Here is an 18,760-nt window from a genome sequence, read left to right on the forward strand (position 1 = left end):
CGAACTACAACTGCTCCAAACGCGAGGCTGGCGCACCAAGGCGGTCGTAGATCGCTTTCACCTGGGGGACGCGTAGTGCGAAGTCGGGAAAAGGAATGGCGCCTATCGGATATTTGCCAGTCTCGTCCGACTCGACTTCTTTTCCCGACGCAGCATCAACCCACGATTCCATTCTTTCTAACCAACGCTTTTGATCGCGCGTGCCCTTCGCTTCGGCAATCGCGATTGCCAGCCGCTCCCTCTCGATATACCGCCCCCTTTTGTCGTCTTTCCTCTCGTTTATGAACCGAACTCTTTCGCTTTCGGCAAAAGGCGTTTTATCCCTCGCTTGATACGCGGCGACTGCTTCCTCCGCCGCCTTTCTTCCCAGCGTCCGCCCCTTATCCAGATTGCTATGATTCCACTTGAAATTAATGCCCGCCGGCACGTGAATCTCAACGACCGTACCGGTCCATGGCTTCTTCCCAGGGGCGGGCTTGTCATACTGGACGTGATATTTGAACAACTTAACGTCATCCTCACCGACGGTTGCTGCAAACAGCTGGCAGAGATTTGCTAGGGCATCATGAAGGTTGTCCGGCTTGCGGACTTGCTTCGCATCGACAATCCGCATCACCCAAATCTCGTCAGGATCTTCCTCGTCTATCAAGCTTTCGAAATTGACGGTGTCGACCAGCGCTCCTTCGCAGTACGTGTCTCCATCGATCTTTACAGTTTCCTCGACGAAGGGAAGAGCCGAACATGCGCACAAAGTTGATGCGTCGATCGGCCCCTGATAAAACCTATCGCGCATAGGACGATTTGAAAACAACGCGAGTTCCTGCTCATCTAGATTCCACGCATTGTGAAAAATAAATGGCTTCTTCTTCTCTTTCTCCTCTCCTTCCTTCCCTCCCTTCTTCTTGTCGAATAGGTTTTCGAATTTGATGCGCTTCATAAATTCGCTTTTCGGATAGTTGATCCTTGAAAGTCCGGTGACGTTGGACAAGTACATCATGGATGTTAGATAGCGAATGAAGGGATTCGGGGCCATCCCGTGATTGAGAATCCATCCATTGATATCTCCCTCGTCCAATTTGTCGTATTTCTTCCTCCCGTCACTGTCCTTCATGCGATTGAGCAGGAGCGACATGGATTCCTGAAACGAATCCACCATTCTGTACGGGTCCCATACAAAATCTTTGTAATTATCGGAATCCGTTACGAACTTACTCAGAGCTTTCATGTTAGCGCGCCAATCGGGCCCGAACACCGTATTGATCGGAAAGCGCTCATAGCTTTCGTCGTCTCGAAATACGCCATCCTTGAAGAACTGATAGGTTAGTCTGGCCCTGTCTTCGTCGTCATCGAATTGATTGTAGACGATTCCAACCCACGCGCCGATGCAGGACAACGCCCATACATCAAAGGTTATACCGGCAGCGGCAAAAGCTTCCAGAGCCCCGATGTGCAGCCCTGCTGCTGGTCCACCACCGCCGAGCGTAATCGCTCTCTTCACTGGTCCACCACCGCCGAGCGTAGTCGCTCTCTTCGCCATTGGTCCCTCCATCTAATTTATCGTGTGGGTTATTCTCCGATCAGGCTTCCTAGTTGCGTGAAGAGGAGATTAATCGTTTTTGGGATCGTTGGAAAGCGCGGTGGCGTCGATGCTCGACGCTTTTCTCCTGACCTGCCGATCGCACTAGCGCACATCCACTAAGCGCCCGGTCTCGCGTATCGTCCGCGGTTACATTTTGGCCTTCTCGTCCATTTGTGAACCCGTTCACGTTAGGCATTTATCGCTGGCGATAGTATGGGGTAGGTGCAGTCCACGTGACTTCCGTTATTGGCCGATTTTGCTGCAAAAGCCAGTTGAGACAGGGCGCGAGGCGGGACTCCGTTGTGCTGACGCGAATCGCGGCGAGGTCGATCTATGATGGCCGTCTGAAGGGTAACCAAGGTCAACTGTTCTACGAGTTTCGTCGTGTCGATGAGGTTCTGGAAGATCATTTGGTGCGCAAGATCGATGCTACTCTCGATCTGTCCTGGCTTCGCGGTCACCTTGCATCTCACTACTCAACGACGGGGCGCCCGTCGATTGATCCGGAACTGGTGATCCGGATGCTGGTCGTGGGGTATGTCTTTGCGATCCGCTCTGAAGGGCTGATCTGCCGTGAAGTGCAGGCGAACCTCGCCTATCGCTGGTTTTGCAAGCTCGGCATCGAGGACGCTAGGTCGGCACGGATGACGACGGCGGCAGGCGCGTGCGGTAGCTTTGCTTCTACGTCGAGCCGCTCGCCCGCGACAGTGAACTGCCTTTCATGAGCGGAGCAAAGCCCGAAGACTTTCTTCACACGCTGCTGAGAGACCATTCCGCTTGCATGGAGATCGCTGAAAACCTCCTCGCGCGCTTGATCGTGAGCGATCGGACAAGCAGTCCGCAGGTAATCTGAGAGTGTAGGCGTGGCTGGACAGGGCCCGCCGATTCGCGCCGGCGGGCCGGGCGCTTTGATCACGTGTACCGAAATTGAGTACACGCTTTGGTGCTGCGATCTTCGGCGCTTTCACCGCTCCAGTTCCTTGACGGCATCCTTTAGCAGTTCGAGAAGCCGGATTTCACATGCCCCCATCACGAACTGATCGGCGTCGTCAGGCACGACAATCTGCCCCTGCACGTGTCCATCATGGGATTGGATGATGAAGTCTCGGGCCTTGCACGCTTCGTTGCGGACGTTCGTTATCGCCGCAAGCGGACCCCATTCAATTCTGACAGCCATTGCTAACCTCGCTCTTGGGGGAACGCGCGCGAGCTACTGCGGGTCATGCGAGTTGACGAGCGGTAAAGCCGGCACATCGATCGGCTCGCCTGGAGGTCGATCAACCCTGTTCGCTTTCTTTCCGCTGACGAGGACACCAATATAGCCGTCACCCACCAGTAGGGCCCCTGCGATCATCAGCCAGTGCGGGAATGCCAAGGACATGGTCGCTGGCCTCAAAATACCGCGCTCACGGGCGCCGGTAGGACAAACCTATTCAACCATTTCGTAATTGAACAAGTCAAATATTTAATATATTTAATCGGTAAATTAACCGTTGTGAGATATTAAGAGCGCGGGGTGCACTTATGCCCTCGATAGAGTCTATGCACTTCAGCAGCACAGGGCCTTCCGACCAGTACCCCTATGATCGCGAGCCGGGTGCGCCTCCTGCGTGGCGTCCTTCGGCAAGTGGGCCAATCGACGCCGAGCCGGAAGCCGCGAATGACATCGCGGGCGAATGGCCTCTGCTGCCGTTCCCTGATGGCTGGTACGCCACCTGCTGAGTTGTGACGCGGCGTCTGCCTCTATGGTGCTGGCAACCGGCAAAGCCGACACCTGAAAGCGTCTGCGGGCCGGTGGGGTTGCCCATTTAGCACATTGGCGAGGATTCACCCCAATCAGGGATGATATGTGAGATACTCGACAGACAGTGTCGGAAGAGGCGATACTCTTGATGCGGGATGATGGGCCTAGTCGCGTCATTTTGCATGTCGGAAGATGTACTTCGCTTCTACCAGTTTGCTGAGGTGTGCAGGGAACGGGCGGCGCAAGCCCGTCAGTCCGCCGACGCGGAGCCGTGGCTAAAGCTTGCTGAGGACTGGCTCGAATTCGCACGAGCCGACCAGCAACGGCGCGACAACGGAGCGCCTACGAGCCGCGCTGCATCCGATGAATAGCGACCAGAAGATCTGGCCGCTCGAGCACTTCCACCAGCTTGTCCAAGATGATGCGCTCGTTATTCCGGGGCCTCGGTTCTAAGTATTCTTCCAGAATGCGCTGGGCGTCGCTAACAGCCTGAAGAGCTAGCTGTTCATCCGTCATCTGTTAGCCTCCAGTGGCCATTCAGAACGGAAGAACTTACGTGTAAGATAGTTCCAAATCCCTTAACTGCCGGTTGATGATGCGGTGCTCACGACAGGTGGGGAGGCCGGCGGGTTTTTCTTTGATCAGATCGGACCGGGGCAGGCCAGTCCACGATGACTAAGTTTCACCCATGTGTATGATTCCCTTGGGCGGGCTTGATTCGTCATGCTGGAAGCCATTCTCCTATTGCTGGGAATTGGGGCCGCAGCCCTTCTGCTGATCGCCTTCTGGGCACTGCAGCATCACGTATGACTGCGCCTCTGGGGCCTAGCGCATCGAGGGCCGCCGCTTCACGCAGCAGGCTTGCTGCACGCGACTGTGATGACCGTTACGAAGCGCCCTGTGAAGTAGTTCACGAGCGGGAGGTATCCCTGAGCCTAGTCTGCGCGCTTCCACTGGAGGGAAGCGCAATGAAGTGGAACTTGGCAACGTATCGAATGCTCGCGCTGACGGCCGCTGTTCTGGTCGCGGCTGGTACTACTATGGCCGTCGGTACTCCTCGTGGAGTCCATGAACCAATGTTGGGGTCCGATTGGCAATGCAGCCGGACCATGCTGCTCGTAACCACGTGTGCGCACTGAAGCATTGATCGGATAGCCGCAGACGCGCTCGGCAAAGCTAGCGGGCGCTCGCTCACACATCTCGGCCTTCACGAATGTCGGCCTTACAATCGGTTAACGAAGAACCCCTAGCGTGTTCCGCCGTTGACCTGCATCCCGTCACGCATAACGAGGTGGGTCTAGGACGGGCCGATACCATGGCGGACCTAACGAAAGATTGGACAAACTCCGTGCGGATGCCGCGGATTTGGCCCTTATGAGCAGGCGATCGAGCGACCCGCAAAAGCGCGCACTTTTCGAACGCTTGGCAGATGAGCTCGCCATAGAGGCTCTCGAACTCGAGCAGGTGGTGAAGCTGCAAAGCCGGCGCTCCGGTCACAGCGACATGGATAAAGTCGTGCCCCTCCACGTGCGTCCAGATCGTCGCTGACCGATCCCGCTTCCCATTTTGGGCTACCGCCTCAACTCGCGGCCCCTCGTTCACAGCTGGCGGTCTTCATGCGACAAAGCCTCGCGGTCTGTCCGGATCTCGGTCTACCGGCCAAACTCCGTCGGCTGCCGGGCCGACCGCGGCGCTGCTTCGTCCCATTAGGTGGCTTGGCCCAGGGCGACGTCACGCTTGCCCAGAAATTGCTCTCGAAACCGAGGAGAGCCTCGCGTTGAGCGTCGCCAATAACTTCCCGGGGCCGATCGGCTCGCGCCTACTCTGTCGTCTCCTTTAGAGGGTATGGGCTCGCGCGTACGCCTTTTCGCGAGTTAGATTTCGCGGAGAAGCCGCGAAACTCTCCGGCGGCCTTAACGGATGCAGCGGTCTGCACCCTTGCCACCGTTGTCAGGTTGAATAAACCCGTAGCCCTTCGTCGGGTTGAGACGTTGCCCGGTCGTTCGCTGGCACCGAGGGCTTCGAGCTCTCTCGGCGTCAGCGCAAAAAGATCGAGATGAGGTTCGCACACTTGAAGCGCATCCTGAAGCTTGGTCGACTCCGATTGCGCGGCCCGCAAGGTGCCCAGGATGAGTTTGTTCTAGCCGCCATCGCCCAGAATCTGAGGCGGTTTGCATCGCTGGTCGCACGACCGCCACCGGCTCAGGCTCTGCGCACCGCGTAGCGTGGCGTCGAAGTTGCGTAAAATGCGTCAGGGCCAGTGCTTCAGAGCGCGGCTCAACGAAAGGCCCAACGGCTAAATCCATTGCAGCCGACTTTTGCAACAAAATCGGCCCTAAGCCGAAGAGCGCCTCAGACACCGTGATGTCCGCTGTCGCTGGTAAACCGATCGCGTAGCTGAAATTGCCTCGAAGGCAGCTTCTCGCCCAAACAGTCAAGTGGATCAGTTCTACTGACGCACCCTCGCTTGCTGAGCTCCGCCTGCGACACTGTGTTACTGTTTGCTGATCTGCAACTCTTGCTGGAGTCTTCCTCAGGGCATAGCCTGCTCGCTCGCATTAGTTCTCTGCGCCATCACAAAGGGAGGGAACGATGGCTTTTAATCGTGTACTCATCGCATTGTTTTCGGTCGTTGCCATTCTGACCAGTTTTAGCGCCGTTGCACAGGGCGTGCCGCCGGAAGGCTCGGTCTCGGTCATATTCACCGCCACGCCTATTCCAGCGCCCAAGCCAATGTCGATCGGCAGCGGCAGAGAGTTTGTTTTTATGAACCAAGCCATGGCAGCCTGGAACGAGGCTGGAAACCCTGTACTCAACAACATAGGTGGACGCTGTCAGTTGAGCCGCCTTACGGATTCGTCCGCAAAGACCGCGGAGATTCACGGGTTCTGTACTTACATCGACAAGGACGGCGATCAAGTGTTCGAACAGTGTGACCGGCTGCCGGGATCTCCCAACAATTGCAAGATCACTGGGAGAACGGGGAAATTTGAAGGTCTCCAGGCTGCGCTCGTCGTCACCATCGACCCGCTCAAGAGTAACTTCGATGGCATCAGCCAGGTCATTGGTCACAAGAAGGGGACGTACAAGTTCACCAAGACGAACTGAGCCAACCAGGTGCCAACAGCTACGTACTTGAACGATGCGAGTTATATCACCCAGCATGGCGCAGTGCGTGATCCATCGGCGGCTGAGACAGTGCTGATGAGGCGACGAGTTTTCGTTGCGGCCCTGGCAAGTGCCGCCGTTGCATGGCGGTTGGCAGGATGGCCACAAGGCGGCAAACTTGGCGAATTGGGTACCTAGTGCCAGGCTTCATAGGTGGCCCCGACCTCAAGCTGCTTGAGGTATTCAAACAAGAGTTGAACACTCTCGGGATGGGAGCCGAACAGCGTCATGACAGAAGCCGACGCCAGCCTAAAGCCGACGTGAGGACGTTTATGGCCGAGATCAGAAAGTGATCCGCACCGATCGTTGAGGCGTTGAGGCGTGGTATCACGTGTTTGGTCGTTGTCTTCAGGCTTCTGCGAGGATTGCAATGAAGCGACGAGAGTTCATTGCGGGAACTGCGGCGCTGCTCATTTCGCCACGTTCTTCGCAGGGGCAAGGTAAGCGTCGTCGGCTCGGCTTTCTCGCCATAGGCGATGGAAGCGGCAAGGCCCTTAATTAAGCCGAGTTTGCGTTCATTGATGCGCTGCGAAGCGTAGGTTGGATACAGGGAAAGAACCTCACCATAGAGTATCGCTTTTCTCAACCCGCAGATCGACTGACAGATTCCGTCGCCGACCTGATGGCCCTCCGCCCCGACATCCTGATCGCTCCAGGACCGCAAGCAGCAATAGCGCTCAAATCGGCGACCGGCACGATTCCCATCGTATTCGTGGGTGTCGCCGATCCCGTGCACCTCGGCCTCATACAAAGCCTGTCGCGACCAGGTGGCAACATGACAGGCGTGACGACCAACGTCCCCGACGACTTCTTCGCAAAACGTCTAGAAATCCTTCGAGAACTTGTTCCAGGCGCATCTAAAATCGCAGTTTTGCTCAATCCAGACAATCCACTGCAAAGGCTGTACTTCGCGGAAGAGATCCCCCGCATAGCCCGGCACCTCGGCGTGCCTCTGCCTCTCGTTCCGGCGACCAAGCCCGAAGAACTCGACATTGCCTTTGCCTCGGCCGCCGCCCAACACGCCGATGCGATCATTGATTTCGGCGATGCGCTCACTTATGCCCAGGCGCAGCGGATTATCGCGCTGGCGGCTAAGTATCACCTGCCAGCAAACTACTTGTTCCGGCATTATGCCGATGGGGGATTATCGGTATACGGGGCCGATACTGCCGATTTATTCCGTCAGGCGGGCGACCATGTAGACAAAATCCTCAGGGTGCCAAACCTGTGGACCTCCCGGTACAAAGGCCAACGAAGTTCGTCCTTATAATCAACGTAAAGACAGCCAAAGCGCTGGGTCTCACCGTGCCGACCTCGTTGCTGATACGGGCCGACGAAGTGATCGAATAAGGCTCGGCTGCGCTGCATGGGCCAATACCCGAAAGTCGCTTGGAGCGTGTCATGTCGGCTGGCAGAGGCAAACCGGACAGCGATCCAGCTTGCAGCCTACCGCCGCTTGTGACCCAAAGCAGGCCTAGGAACCCTTCTAATCATATTTGATTTCCTCAGACAGGCAGACCCAGCCCTCTTTGTGATAATCTGTTGCGAAATGAGTTCCGTAGACGTGGTTGTTCCCTGCTTCCGGTACGGGCACTTCCTACGAGAGTGCGTCGAGAGCGTTTTGACGCAATCGGGCCCCGAGTTGCGCGTGCTCATTATCGATGATGCGTCGCCGGACAATACAGCGGAAGTTGCGCAACAATTAGTGTGCTCCGATCCCCGCGTCGATTACCGCAGGCACACCTCGAATCAAGGTCTCATCGCTACAGCGAATGAAGGCATCGCCTGGGCGAGAGCCGACTATATGCTTCTGCTGTCTGCGGACGATTACCTGTTGCCGGGTGCCCTTTCGAGATCAGTCGAACTGATGGACCATCATCCTTCTGTCGCTTTCGCCTTCGGCGGCGCGGTTGTTCTTGATCAACGGGGGAAGCGTTCGCGGCGTAGAACAGGCGTGGGATCCAGAACCCACATCTTGTCCGGCCCTGATTTCATTGCACTTGGCAGCGCAAAAAACATTGTGCTGTCACCAACCGTCGTGGTTCGCACAAGCCTGCAGAAAGGCTTGGGCGGGTATTTAGCTGACCTACCGTACGCCTCTGATATGGAAATGTGGTTACGGCTCGCCGCACACGGGGATGTCGGGGTCATTGCCGCTGACCAAGCCGTGTATCGAGCGCACTCGGCCAACATGTCAAGTGAGCCTTCGTGGGAGCAAGACCTGCTCCAACGCAAGGCCGCGATAGAACATTTCCTGGATAGTAGCGCGGCCAGGTTGACCAACGCTGCTGATCTCCGTGCCTGGATGAACCAGATGTTGGCACTTGAAGCGATCCGCTGCGCAAGCGCTGCCTTCAACGAAGGCGCGATAGAAAGCTCAGCACGCCTGTCTAAACTTGCAGTGAGTATTGATCCGAGCGTTCAAAGATCGCGTCCTTGGTGGTTTCTCGCCTGCAAGAAGGTTCTTGGGTTGCGAGGATGGCAGCTGGTGCGGCCTGCAGTTGAATGGTCTAGATCTATCTTGCGGAGGGAGCACCGCTGAAGGCTGCCAAAGGACTCGGCCATATCTCCGCTTGTGATGCTGTGGACGGCTCCTCCCCGGGCACGAGAGTGCCAAAGACTGGGCGCCGTTTAAGGCTCCCACGATTCGGAGGAGCAGCCTATGCAGTCAATTTCAACGATTGGTCTGGATATCGCGAAGTCGGTCTTTCAAGTGCATGGGGTCGATGCAGCCGGCCAGGTGATCATACGCCGTCAGCTCAAGCGCCGTTTCGTGCTGTCCTTCTTTGAGAAGTTGCCGCCGTGCCTCGTGGGGATCGAGGCTTGCGCGTCCTCGCATTATTGGTCGCGCGAGCTGCAGGCGTTGGGGCATACGGTGCGATTGATGCCTCCGGCCTATGTGAAGCCCTACGTTAAGCCCTACGTTAAGCGGCAGAAGAACGACAGCACCGACGCGGAGGCTATTTGCGAGGCGGTCACAAGGCCCAACATGCGGTTCGTGCCGACCAAGACCATCGAACAACAGAGCTGTCTGATGCTTCATCGCGTGCGCCATCTCTTCATTCGCCAGCAGACTGCCGTCATCAACTCGATCCGCGCATATCTGGCCGAGTTCGGGATTGTTGCCGCCGTCGGGCGCAGGGGTGTCGAACAGCTGTTAGAAGTCGTCGCCGATCCAGCCGACCGCCGAGTTCCGGAGGTGGCCCGCGCGTGTCTGGCGGCTCTCGGCGGCCAGTTGCGGGCACTGAAGGCTCAAATCCTGGAGTTCGATAGGCGCATTATTGCCTGGCATCGATCAAACGCGACGAGCAAGCGACTGGATGCGATCCCTGGCGTCGGTCCAGCACTGGCAACCGGCGCTAGTCGCGAGCGTTGCCGATGCCAAGACCTTCCGATCGGGGCGGGACTTCTCGGCTTGGGTCGGGCTCGTGCCGAAGCAGAACTCGAGTGGGGGCAAGGACAAGCTTGGCCGGATCAGCAAGCAAGGCGATCGCTATTTACGCAGCCTATTCACAGCGGGCGCACTCGCCGTGATCCGCTATGCCAAGATCCATGGCACAAGCCATCGGCCTTGGCTCACTGCGTTATTGGCACGGCGCCCTACCAAGGTCGCAGCCATCGCACTCGCCAATAAGCTCGCCAGGATGGCATGGGCGATGATGGCCAGGAACGAACCCTACAAGGAACCCGCCGGCCTTACGGCGTGAACGAGATCACAGCCGGTCATCCGGCTGTGACGTAACGGTTGGAAGGGCGAACAGCACTAATGCAGCGCCGGTCGATCCGGCGATCAGGACAACCCACATGGGCCAGGGCATCTTCGAATGCGTGCTTTTGATCGGGACCTGATCCGCGGAGGGCATTATGGCCAGCGGTCATGAGTACCGCACAAGAAGGCCGAACACATGGCTGCTTCGACCAACGCCGCAAGTGAAGATTCTCCTTGCCAACCCGGAGCCAATGGTATGGACCCCGCCCTTGCGGCGGTGGAATCTCAAGCGTCAACTGCAGCGAAGGAGGATGTTATGCAGGTCGTTCGGATAGGTCTAGATCTGGCGAAGTATGTCTTCGAAGTTCACGGCGTCGACAACCACGGGAAAGTCGTTGTGCGAAAGAGGTTACGTCGCGATGCGGTGGCCGGCTTTTTCGCCAATTTACCGGCCTGCCTGGTCGGCATGGAGGCTTCCAACGGGGCACACTATTGGGCTCGCGTGCTCACGGAGCTTGGCCATCAGGTCCGACTAATCAGCCCTCAGTTCGTGACACCATACGTCAAGTCGAACAAAAACGACCAGAACGATGCGGAAGCCATCTGCGAAGCGGTCGGTCGTCCGTCCATGCGCTTCGTGCCACCGAAATCAACCGATCAGCTGGCGGTACAGGCCGTCCACCGCATTCGCCGGCGCCTGGTCGCCGATCGAGTCAGGCTCGTCAATCAAATTCGCGGTCTTCTGTCCGAGCATGGGATTGTCATTGCCCGTGACATCGCGCAGCTGCGGCGTGGCCTCGCGGTCATCGTAGGAAACATCAATGACGACCTCAGCGAGATGCTCCGAGCGCTCATGAGGGAACTGCAAGAGGAGCTGTCCGAGCTTGATACCCGCATTGCAGCCTATGACCGGCGGATAAGGGAAATCTTCCGTACGAGTGAGCAGTGCCAGCGGCTCGGCAAAATCGAAGGCGTCGGACCTGTGACAGCAACAGCCTTGGTCGCCGCCGTGGGCGATAGAAGCTGTTTCAAGAACGGCCGACAGTTCGCGGCTTGGCTTGGTCTGGTACCCAAGCAGCGATCCAGTGGAGGGCGGGCCCGCTTGTTCGGCATCAGCAAACGGGGGGATCGATACCTGCGGACGCTGATGATTCACGGAGCTCGCGCCGCTTTAAGCCGTGCTAATGGCAAGCAGGATCCGCGAAGCCTATGGCTCGGCAAGATGCGGCAACGGCGCCATCCCAATGTCGCGGCCGTGGCTCTTGCCAACAAGAACGCGCGGATCGTGTGGGCTATGCTCACAGGCGGCGCGGCTTATGAGCCGGCGCTTTCGGTGAAGGCGGCCTGAAGCGAAGCGGCAATCAAGGAAAGGAGGTCTCACCGGCAATTGCAACAAATGGCAGGAGATGGCGAAACGGTCACCCCGTCGCTTCCCGAACCTGATGTGTGGACCGGCACGGCTTGCGCCGATGTCTCGGGGCCGTTGAGGTGGAAGCGGGCGAAAACCATCGAGGCTCGCGGCGGAGACGTTGTCCAGCCGCATCAAGAAGCCGGATATACGTCAGCAGTTGTGGCCGTCGATCCTGATCAAGCCAGTCGTTGCAATCGGGCGGGGTCCATATACGTCCACACATGGCCCATCGCCGAAAGAGCGCCTCAGCCGCCGTGATGTCCGCCGTGGCTGCGATTGTGTTGCAAAACTCCGGTTGAGATGACTCGCGAATCGTGATTCCGTTGGTTTGAGGCGGCATTTGCGGGAGCAGCGGATGTTAGGTCGGCAGGAGAGCGGCCAGGGCCAGTTCTTTTACTCCTTTGATCTCGACAAGGTGGTGCCGGTTGATCACCTGGTACGGCAAATCGACGCTTTTCTGGACCTGAGTTGGGTGCACAACGAGCTCGCTCCATTCTACTCCCACACTGGCCGGCCTTCGATTGATCCGGTGCTCATGATCCGGATGCTGGTCTTTGCCTACGTATTTGCACTTCGTTCCGAGCGTCGGCTCTGCGCCGAGGTCCTGGTCAATCTGGCTTATAGATGGTTTTGCAAGCTCGGCATCGAGGATCATATCCCTGATCACTCGGTGTTTTGCCGGGCGCGGCGCGAACGCTTCCGTGAGAGCGATGCCTTACGCCGGGTTTTTGAACGTGTAGTGGCGCTGTGTATTTTGGCGGGGCTGGTCGGAGGCGAAGCGTTCTCAGTCGATGCGAGCCTGATCAAGCCCGATGTGAACAAGACTAGGCGACTTCCCGGCGACCAGCCTCTACCTGGCCAAAGGCGGAGGAAGCATCCCATGCGGTGCGCGAGTACATCGCAGCGCTTGATGCTGCCAATAGCGATAAGGACGGCGATGAGGACGGCGGCGGTTCAAGTGAAGGCAGCCGTCGCCGCAAGCCTCCCAAGGAAGTCTCGCTCACCGATCCGCAAGCAACATGGGTTACGAGGCCGGGCGTGGATCCATTCTTTGCTTATGATGCGAACTATCTGATCGACAACAAGGCCGGGATCATCCCCGATGCGGTAGGCACGCGCGCGAACCGTGCGGTTGAGATTGCTGTCACCCAGATCATGGTGGACCGTGTTGAGCGTCGCTTCGATCTGCGCCCCAAGAGATTTGCAGGCGACACGGCTTACGGCGCGGTCAGATTGCTCAAATGGCTAGTGGATCGCAAGATCACGCCGCACGTTCCGGTGTGGGACAAGTCGGCACGCCCCGATGGGCACCTTTAGCCGAGCGGACTTCGTCTTCGACAAAAAGCGCAATGTCTATGTTTGCCCGGGTGGCGCGGAACTGACCAGCACCGGCAATATCGACATCGTTTACTACAGGGCCAGCAAGAGCGATTGCTCTGGCTGCGCCTTGAAGCCCAAATGCACGACGGCGGTCGTGCGCAAAATTACCCGTGACGTAAACGAAGATGTGCGCGATCATGCCCGTGCGCTGGCCAATACGGAAGCCTTCGAGCAATCGCACCGCGAGCGCAAAAAGGTCGAGATGCGTTTTGCTCATATGAAACGCATTCTCAGGCTCGACCGGCTTCGGTTGCGGGGCCTGAATGGCGTCAGGGACGAAGTGCTGCTCACAGCCACCGCGCAGAACCTGAGGCGGCTGGCCAAGCTAATCTGCCGTCCCCCGCCACAACTGGCAGTCCCGTGCTGAAATCCACCAGCAAAACGGAAACCGCCGACACCCCGCACCAAAAAAACCGCCGAAACTCCAAAGCCAAGCTCGCCCCCAAGTCAGAAACGAGTTTTGCAACACAATCGCTGCTAAACCGGACGCCGAGCTGAACTTGCCTCGACTGCAACTTCTGACCCACACGGGAAATCTATCGGACCTCGTAGACCGAACATAGTCTTCAGAAAAACGCTCGAATGAGTCAGAAGTCTTGACCAACTTAAACCGTGCAATTCTGCTAATGTTTGAAGTTCGGGCGTGAGGCCTGCAGGGAGCCGACGGTGACAAACTTGGAAGTCTCCAACGCCCCCCTGCCAAACCGCCATTTGATAATGAGCAGCCGGACAAAGCGGCACTCGATGAGGATCGGAAGCCGCCATCCGATCGCAATCTAAGGATTCGCTTGCGGGCACGATTGCAGCTGATCGGCGGCGCGCTCGCCTCAATTGCTGCCGTGGGAGCTATCGCCGGTGGCCTCGTCGGCTACTGGACTGTTTGGAAGACGCTTCGCGCAGACGTCTTTCCGGAAAGCCAAAAAACCCAAAAGGATGCTACGGCTCGGCCCGACGTTGCTCCCCGTTTGTCTCTCGTTGTCCTGCCATTCGCAAACCTCAACAACGATGCGGAGCAGGACCATTTTGCCGACGGCCTTACGACCGATCTAACAACAGACCTCGCGCAAATGCCCGATACATTCGTTATCGGGCGGGGGACGGCTTTCACCTACAAAAATAAGCAAATCGATCTCAAGGCGCTCGGCAAGGATCTCGGCATCCGATGGGCGGTACAGGGCGCCGTGCAACGAGCCGGAGATCGGGTCCGGATGAACGTGTCACTTGCCGAACTGTCGACTGGTCGCGACGTCTGGTCTGACCGCTTTGATGGCGATCGATCGAATCTTGCGACCTTACAGGAGCAGGTCACGGCGCGGCTCGCTCGCTCTCTCAACGTCGAACTCATCCAAGCCGAAAGCCGACGCAGCCAAATGGACAGACCAACCAATCCAGACGCTGTGGATTTCAGCATGCGCGGCTGGGCGAAGCGGTATGGCCCTCGGACCAAGTCAACGAACGAACAGGCAAACGACTTGTTCGACAGCGCACTGCGCCTCGATCGAAACAACATCGACGCAATGATCGGCAAGGCGTTGTGCATAGCGGATGGCGTGATCTAAGGATGGTCAACATCCGTGATCGAGGACAAAAGGACGGCCCTCAAGCTGATTGATCAAGTTCTTGCACAACGGCCGGCGACCGCAAACGCGCACGCAGCCAAGGGCAACATTTTGAACTATGGAAATCCCGAGGCAGCTTTACCTGAATACGACGCAGCGCTGGAAATTGATCCTAATTCGCCCGTAGCGTACGCATCCAAGGGAATTGTACTTATTACGGCAGGACGTGCGCGCGAAGCGTTTCCCCCGATTCAGATCGCTCTGCTCCTAAGCCCCAAAGATCCGGCTGCTGGAACTTGGCGCTTTTTCCTCTGTCATGCTCATGTCCATCTGCGCCAATACACGGAAGGCATCGGGGAATGTAAGCGCTCCATCAACTTGAATAAATTGGACTGGTTTCCGTAGTAGATCTGATTTCGGCTTATGGAGCCACTGGTCAGTTGGAGCTGGCCCAGCAAGCGTTGGTCGAATTGAATGCACTCCGACCGGACTTCACGATTAGTGGTTCCAGCAAATCGGCTACGCACGTTCGACTAATCCGCAGTTTCGTCGTGAGTACGACGGCATCGTCGAAGGATTGAGGAAGGCAGGCGTTCGCGAGCAATGAGATGGCCAGGATGTTCGTTGCTTGCTCAGTTGCGAGCAGAGGTCTCCTTCTGGGCCCATCTCGGACATTCTGACCGGCGCTGATGATGTCCGTCCCCGGAGCTCAAGCGGAAGTAAGCAGCCTGGGACACCAAAGGCCGCTCGTGACCCACTCTAGACGTCATATGCTTCAGGACCGCCTTGCCCTTGAGAGCGTAGCAGCGTCGCGGCGCATAGCGGGGCAGGTGGTCGCCTGCGCTCAGCAGCGCGCGAGATCAAAATGCGAGGGGTACGCGGATATGTCAGTAGGCCGAGGTTTGCATCCAGCCTAGGCCATTGCTACCGGTTTACCAGCGTCCCCTCGTCGGAAACGCGCCACGCTGCCAAGCCGAAACATAGCGTTAGCATTAAGTTGGCCAGCAAGAGCAGGACCGAGGCAAGTGGCTCACACGCGCCTCGGGAACAGAACGTCCCTCCAGTCCGGAGACAGGTGGATGATTCGAAAAATGCAGCTGTGCTGACCTGGTTGCAGTTTGTTAAAAATTGCTGGATCAACAGCTTCGAACGGGGAGCGCAGCCATCGAGCGGTTCGTGCGGAGCCGGGGACTTCGCGCCGCGCTGATCGTAGCTAAGAGGCACGGCAGGAGTTATGATCTTTTCCTTCTCGCTCGGGTCATTCGCTTCCAAGGAGTCTGGCAGTGATCAAAATCTTACAAGGAATGCTCCTCGCGACCACGGTTCTCGCTGCTGCTAGTGGGGCGCACGCAGCGGCTGGCTGTGGCGAGGGCTGTCATAGGACAAGCGGTGGCGCATGTGTCGTTGACGGCTGGGGCACGGGAGCCAAGGTTCGGAACGAATGCCCGGCGACCTCTCGCCCCCGTCCACCCTGCGGCGGCGGGGATTTCATCTGGGACCGCACCAAACAGGCATGCTTCCAAAATAACCGCAGCTGGTTCTGATCTCGCGCCCCATTCAGGCGCGCTCTACACAGCGCAATCTGATCTCAGTGCGATGGCCTCAGAGCGGGTGGCAACGAGTTCGGACGGGAACAGCTTGGCCCTTATCTCGGCCAGTGCGTTGCTTCAAGGCCCGCTGTCGGCGCCGGCGCTGACGGGCTCGGTTCGCGTGCTTGGGATCAGGTGCGGACCTCCGGGCGCGGGAGCCGGCTAGCGCTGGACTGCTATGATGGTTGTGCGGCCCTGCCGCCGGCTTACAGCTCAACTGCGGACTAGCCGTCTTGGCAGGGAATACCGAAGTTGTCACAAGCGAGAGCGAATGACTCTTTTGCTTTTGTATCCTCGAAGCAGAAGCGAGTGCCGACCTCTGCCTGATCGATCCACCAATCGACGTTGCTGCCTTTCGCGATGCGGGAGGCTTCGCCGCGTAACAGGTCCAGTTGTCTTCCCGCAGCACGAACGATCAGGCAATTTTTCTCTTTGGGCATAATACCTTCTCCAATGGCACAGGACGCGAAGTCATTGGTACTAAGAGCCGTGAACACGAAGGCCGCAGCAGGGGGACTGCTGCTGCGGCCCGCGGTCAAAAATTCCGGGTGAAAAACGACGAGGTGAAATATGCAGCCAGCCCCGGTGCGATGATTGTACCGCAACATCTCTGGCTCGCAATATGATCAGTTTCACAATCGGCAGAAGGCTTAACATGCATCAGTGCGCCGGCTCTCAGGTCCATGTCGATCGGGAACAATCGGCAATCTGGGTGCGTTCGCCTCCAGCTCCGGGCGATGTCTCGGAGCGGACGCGTAGAACTTCCGGCCTCAGGAATCATCGTCTGGGGCCGGCTTTTTGCAGGACCGCCTTGGCGCCAGTTTGATTTAGCGGTCGTCTATGCCATTTGGCAGATGAAAGGGTGGCGGTCGGAAGCTATCCGGGATATTTTGTCAATTCAGCGGAAGCTGGCGCACTGAGAGACGACCCGGCTTGGGGGCCTGAGGGTTGATGCCGGGGCCGCTCCGCCAGCTCGAAGAAGAGAGCTAACAAGCCTCCAATTTTTCCTCTGCGCGTTCGTTCCTCTAACGAGCGCTCGATCTCGCAAACTGCGGCGGCCTGCCGTTGCTAAATCCGGCCTGACCTCCGCCCCTCGATAGCCGCACCCGGCGCACACACAGCGCGGCTCGATACCAGACAAGCGAACCTCTCCGGCCAGGGAGTTGCGAGCCCAATGGCAGAAGATCAGGTGCCGCTTTCGGCCATCTCGCGCATCTCACCAAAGGTGATCTTCTGAAGCCGCATGCCGGTATTCATGGCCATGTCGCCGAGAGTCAATGGCCGGCCCTTAGCGGCTCAGCAGGCGCGCAAGGTGGGTAAACAAACGCGCTGGTTCACTTGGGTGGCCTGTTCGGGATAGCAAGGACCGGTCTAGCCCCCTAAAAAAAACATGGGCTCGAGCCTTGTTCGCCTATCAGCCTGGCGCGAAGGTAATTCGGCTTCAGGTCTTTCCCGTCCTGGGGCCGCTTCTTGGCAAGCCTGACTGAAAGATGAGTCACACAATGAAATGCGCACCCCCGGAAGAGGGTGGCATCGCCGCGGGATGTCGCGGCTTCGACGCTCGCAGTCTAACGGAAAGCCCCTTTCTCACGAAGGGGCGGTTGAAGTCGCGGCGCCCAAGGGGAGGGCTCCGGGGCGGGCCGCCAGACGCGGCACGGATGCTTCTTACGCGGCCGCCCTTCTGGTCATTGGCGCACAAGCTTGGACCGCATACCGGCCATCATGGTGTAGGCAAAGCGCCGCCAGATCAGGTTCATCAGGACTAGCATGTCGCGTCCCCGTGTTCGATTCTGGTACTTTCGGCCCCCTCTGTTTCAGCAAGATTTCGCGGGGCCGGGAAATGGCTTCGTGCGAGGTTGGCAGGGTGGGGTCGTTGACGCCGCAAAGGAGGTCTGAGTGGGGATCATAATGGTGCCCAGTCGCGGCCGTCTCGCAACTCGACGACAAAATCTCGCTTTCAACTGGCAATCGGGACGCCGCGGTTGACCGTACAGAAATGGAGGAGTGCGGGGGCCAGTCACGCTTGCGGCGCTTTCCGTTTTTGATTAGCTGTGCCACGGGCGCCCCTCAAGGCCGCTTCGATGGTCTTGAGCCGCGCACCTCGTCGGGATATTCCGCTTTGCTGCTTAGGCGCGGATGATCGGGACACTCTCGTAACCAGCCACAGATCGCTGCCGCAACTACCGCATTCATAACGCTTCAGTTCGTAGCCTTTGGTGACGAGGAAAACAGCTTTGAGCAGTCGAGCTTGGCTACAAACGGTGCATCCGGCTTCGCCGTTCACGATCGCCTCCCGCAAGCAATTTGGCCGCAATGATCGAAATCAGAACTGAGTCTCGGTTCAGGAGCAATAGCGGCTCACGCTGGCGGGCCAATTTTCCATACAGCCACCCGGTAGTCGTCCGGAGGTGTAAACGCCGGCCATTGGAATTACCGTTCTCACCTTTTGGCGGACCAGCAATGGCGCAAGGCGGTGGCACGGACAAGGCACCAACCCTCATTTGCAACAGATGTCAGCGTCCAATGGAGTTTCTCGCGTCCCTGCCAGCAATTGCAAACCTGCCCGCCGCCAATGCCTACAGGTGCATGCCCTGCCTGAGAGTTGAAACTATCGTTCTGGG

12 protein-coding genes and 4 pseudogenes are annotated in these 18,760 nt (G+C 57.9%); 10 read left to right on the top strand and 6 right to left on the bottom strand.

Annotated features, from left to right (window positions below):
• Positions 1-4 precede the first annotated feature (4 nt).
• The gene (locus IVB45_RS13750; protein WP_247282095.1) at positions 5-1,537 is read right to left on the bottom strand and encodes a patatin-like phospholipase family protein; all 1,533 of its coding nucleotides are present in this window, start codon (positions 1,535-1,537) and stop codon (positions 5-7) included.
• A gap of 386 nt (positions 1,538-1,923) precedes the next feature.
• On the opposite strand from IVB45_RS13750, the pseudogene IVB45_RS13755 reads away from it, so the two are divergent.
• Positions 1,924-2,208 (top strand): annotated as a pseudogene (locus tag IVB45_RS13755) (transposase); the annotation flags it as partial.
• Between the two features lie 335 nt (positions 2,209-2,543).
• Here the strand turns inward: IVB45_RS13755 and IVB45_RS13760 are convergent.
• The 3 genes from IVB45_RS13760 to IVB45_RS13770 form a co-directional block, all read right to left on the bottom strand.
• Entirely contained in the window at positions 2,544-2,756 is a 213-nt protein-coding gene (locus IVB45_RS13760) for a hypothetical protein (protein ID WP_247282096.1), read from the bottom strand.
• Between the two features lie 33 nt (positions 2,757-2,789).
• Positions 2,790-2,960, bottom strand: coding sequence for a hypothetical protein (locus IVB45_RS13765; protein WP_247282097.1), 171 nt, complete (start codon positions 2,958-2,960; stop codon positions 2,790-2,792).
• 705 nt (positions 2,961-3,665) lie between these two features.
• Positions 3,666-3,839 carry a hypothetical protein gene (locus IVB45_RS13770; RefSeq protein WP_247359611.1) on the bottom strand — a complete coding sequence of 58 codons (174 nt, stop codon included), beginning with the start codon at positions 3,837-3,839 and terminating at the stop codon, positions 3,666-3,668.
• A 1,471-nt stretch (positions 3,840-5,310) separates the two neighbouring features.
• Between IVB45_RS13770 and IVB45_RS13775 the strand changes: the two are divergent.
• The 9 genes and pseudogenes from IVB45_RS13775 to IVB45_RS13815 form a co-directional block, all read left to right on the top strand.
• Positions 5,311-5,547 (top strand): annotated as a pseudogene (locus IVB45_RS13775) (transposase); the annotation flags it as partial.
• A gap of 368 nt (positions 5,548-5,915) precedes the next feature.
• A complete protein-coding gene (locus IVB45_RS13780) occupies positions 5,916-6,431 on the top strand; it encodes a hypothetical protein (RefSeq protein WP_247359610.1) in 516 nt (171 codons plus the stop codon).
• Between the two features lie 625 nt (positions 6,432-7,056).
• Positions 7,057-7,761, top strand: coding sequence for an ABC transporter substrate-binding protein (locus IVB45_RS13785; RefSeq protein ID WP_247360150.1), 705 nt, complete (start codon positions 7,057-7,059; stop codon positions 7,759-7,761).
• Positions 7,762-8,040: 279 nt separating this feature from the next.
• Entirely contained in the window at positions 8,041-9,033 is a 993-nt protein-coding gene (locus tag IVB45_RS13790) for a glycosyltransferase (RefSeq protein ID WP_247359609.1), read from the top strand.
• A gap of 120 nt (positions 9,034-9,153) precedes the next feature.
• Positions 9,154-10,198: pseudogene (locus tag IVB45_RS13795) on the top strand (IS110 family transposase).
• A 318-nt stretch (positions 10,199-10,516) separates the two neighbouring features.
• Positions 10,517-11,548, top strand: a complete 1,032-nt coding sequence (locus IVB45_RS13800; protein WP_247296495.1) for an IS110 family transposase — start codon at positions 10,517-10,519, stop codon at positions 11,546-11,548.
• A 418-nt stretch (positions 11,549-11,966) separates the two neighbouring features.
• Positions 11,967-13,358, top strand: a pseudogene (locus IVB45_RS13805) (IS1182 family transposase).
• A gap of 433 nt (positions 13,359-13,791) precedes the next feature.
• The gene (locus IVB45_RS13810) at positions 13,792-14,550 is read left to right on the top strand and encodes a hypothetical protein (RefSeq protein ID WP_247363321.1); all 759 of its coding nucleotides are present in this window, start codon (positions 13,792-13,794) and stop codon (positions 14,548-14,550) included.
• Between the two features lie 15 nt (positions 14,551-14,565).
• Positions 14,566-14,955 (top strand): tetratricopeptide repeat protein, encoded by a 390-nt coding sequence (locus IVB45_RS13815; RefSeq protein ID WP_247363319.1) that lies wholly within the window; start codon positions 14,566-14,568, stop codon positions 14,953-14,955.
• A gap of 1,408 nt (positions 14,956-16,363) precedes the next feature.
• On the opposite strand, the gene IVB45_RS13820 is transcribed toward IVB45_RS13815, so the two are convergent.
• Entirely contained in the window at positions 16,364-16,747 is a 384-nt protein-coding gene (locus tag IVB45_RS13820) for a hypothetical protein (RefSeq protein WP_247363317.1), read from the bottom strand.
• Positions 16,748-18,156: 1,409 nt separating this feature from the next.
• Positions 18,157-18,423 carry a hypothetical protein gene (locus IVB45_RS13825; protein WP_247290044.1) on the bottom strand — a complete coding sequence of 89 codons (267 nt, stop codon included), beginning with the start codon at positions 18,421-18,423 and terminating at the stop codon, positions 18,157-18,159.
• Positions 18,424-18,760: the final 337 nt, after the last annotated feature.

Source organism: Bradyrhizobium sp. 4 (assembly GCF_023100905.1).
Lineage (GTDB): Bacteria > Pseudomonadota > Alphaproteobacteria > Rhizobiales > Xanthobacteraceae > Bradyrhizobium.

Bases quoted from the DNA above. Each gene is read 5' to 3' on its own strand.
- IVB45_RS13750 (WP_247282095.1), bottom strand. From the start codon at position 1,537: ATGGCGAAGAGAGCGACTACGCTCGGCGGTGGTGGACCAGTGAAGAGA.
- IVB45_RS13760 (WP_247282096.1), bottom strand. From the start codon at position 2,756: ATGGCTGTCAGAATTGAATGGGGTCCGCTTGCGGCGATAACGAACGTC.
- IVB45_RS13765 (WP_247282097.1), bottom strand. From the start codon at position 2,960: ATGTCCTTGGCATTCCCGCACTGGCTGATGATCGCAGGGGCCCTACTG.
- IVB45_RS13770 (WP_247359611.1), bottom strand. From the start codon at position 3,839: ATGACGGATGAACAGCTAGCTCTTCAGGCTGTTAGCGACGCCCAGCGC.
- IVB45_RS13780 (WP_247359610.1), top strand. From the start codon at position 5,916: ATGGCTTTTAATCGTGTACTCATCGCATTGTTTTCGGTCGTTGCCATT.
- IVB45_RS13790 (WP_247359609.1), top strand. From the start codon at position 8,041: ATGAGTTCCGTAGACGTGGTTGTTCCCTGCTTCCGGTACGGGCACTTC.
- IVB45_RS13800 (WP_247296495.1), top strand. From the start codon at position 10,517: ATGCAGGTCGTTCGGATAGGTCTAGATCTGGCGAAGTATGTCTTCGAA.
- IVB45_RS13820 (WP_247363317.1), bottom strand. From the start codon at position 16,747: ATGTTGCGGTACAATCATCGCACCGGGGCTGGCTGCATATTTCACCTC.